The organism is Hyphomonas sp., from assembly GCF_013823385.1.
Taxonomy (GTDB): domain Bacteria; phylum Pseudomonadota; class Alphaproteobacteria; order Caulobacterales; family Hyphomonadaceae; genus Hyphomonas.
In genome coordinates, this window is sequence record NZ_PNMA01000131.1 from 1 (window position 1) to 1,744 (window position 1,744).

1 protein-coding gene and 1 pseudogene are annotated in these 1,744 nt (G+C 66.5%); one reads left to right on the top strand and one right to left on the bottom strand.

All coding sequences use genetic code 11. From position 1 onward, the window contains the following. Positions 1-555: pseudogene (locus tag C0456_RS20430) on the bottom strand (ABC transporter ATP-binding protein); the annotation flags it as partial. Between the two features lie 295 nt (positions 556-850). Here C0456_RS20430 and C0456_RS20435 point away from each other — a divergent pair. Next, a partial coding sequence (locus C0456_RS20435; RefSeq protein ID WP_291056514.1) for an FAD-dependent oxidoreductase occupies positions 851-1,744 on the top strand: 894 nt, incomplete at its 3' end.

The window sequence follows — 1,744 nt, forward strand, 5'->3', positions numbered from 1 at the left end:
TACCACCCAGATGGTGGCGATCATCACCAGCGTGAAGCCGAGGAAATAGGGGTGATAGAGGCTCACCAGCACAAACCCCACCGCGATCTGGAGCAGCGTGGTGAAGCCGCCGATCATCAGGATCGGAATCGCGGTCTGGACATAGACCACGTCGAAATAGCGGTTGAACAGCGAACCCTTCTTGGCATCGGAGAAGAACGGGTTCTGGGCATAGACCGAGATCAGCGCGATTTCCGCGACCATGCGCGCATAGAAGCGGCGGGCGAAAAGCTCCATCAGGTGGACGCGCAAGGCGTAGAGCAGCACCGAGATGGTGAGCAGGCCGAACAGTGTCAGCGACAGCAACACCAGCGGCGCGGTGAGCGCGGTGTTGGCGATGGTGTTGATCAGCATCTGCACCGAAATCGGCGTGGCGAGGCTCAGCAGGCTGATGCCGATGCCATAGACGGCTGCGAGCCAGTAGAAATTGCTCTCCGGCTTCAGGATGTCGAAGAAGATCCTGAAGAACTTCACCAGCGAGATCTTGGAGCCGTAACTTTGGCCTTCCCCTGCCATGTCAGCCTTTCCGTTGCGAAACCCGTGTCCAAGCGTTGCGAAGTCCCGCGGCCGAAGCGCCGCAGATGAATCTTGCCCCCATTGCAACCATCCCCTGCCGCAAGCGAACAATGGTCCAGCGACGCGCCGGTTCCGGAAGCGACAAGATGTGCAAATTCGCGAAGATACGAGGATTTGATTTCAATGAGAGGTAATAATGTATCACCTGCTCCGATAGCGCGCAAAGCTTGCGGGCCGATGAACCGCGCGCAATGAAGGGCGGATGATGACAGGGTCCAGAGTGGAATCGGGGTGGATGGACGCCGACATGCCTCTGGCGGATGTCCTCCTGGTCGGCGGCGGGCATGCGCATGTCGCGGTGCTGGCGGACTGGATCCGGCAGGGCGTTCCCCAAGGTGCGCGCGCGGTGCTGCTGACGCCCGAGCCGACCTTGCGCTATTCGGGCATGGTGCCGGGCTGGCTCGCGGGGCAGCATGGGCTGGATGACGGGCTGGTCGATCTTGTCGCGCTGGCGGCGCGCACAGGGGTGGATCTGGTGCTCGACCGCTGCGCCGCGCTCGATCCCGAGGCGCGGCGGGTCACAACGGCGGGCGGGCGGCAGATCGCCTTCACCATCGCCAGCTTCGACACCGGCGGCGTGGGGCAGGGCGCGGCGCTGCTGGGCGATGATCCGCGGATCGTCGAGGTGCGCCCGATCGGCGCCTTCGTCGACCGCCTCGCCGGCTTGCGCGCGTCCCGGCAAGGGCTCATGCGCGTGATGATCGCGGGCGGCGGGGCGGGGGGCGTCGAGCTGGCCTTCGGGCTTCGCAACCTCGCTGGCGCGACGCCGCGCCCCGAGGTGACGCTGGTGACGGGCGCAGGCGGCCTGCTCCCGGGCTTTGCGGATGGCGTGCGGCGGCGCGTCGCCAAGGCCCTCGCACGGCAGGGGGTCGCGGTGATCGCGGAGGATGCACGGTTCGAGGGCGGTGTGCTGATGGCGGGCGAGCAGTCGCTCGAGCCTGCCGACCTGATCATCGCCGCCACTGGCAGCGCCGCGCCCGGCTGGGTGCGCGCGAGCGGGATCGCCACCGACGGAGTCGGCTTCCTGAGCGTAGACGCGCACCACCGCTCGCCCTCGCACCCGCATATCTTCGCTGCCGGAGACGTCGCCGTGCGCACCGACCGGCCGCTGGCGCATGCAGGCGTGCAC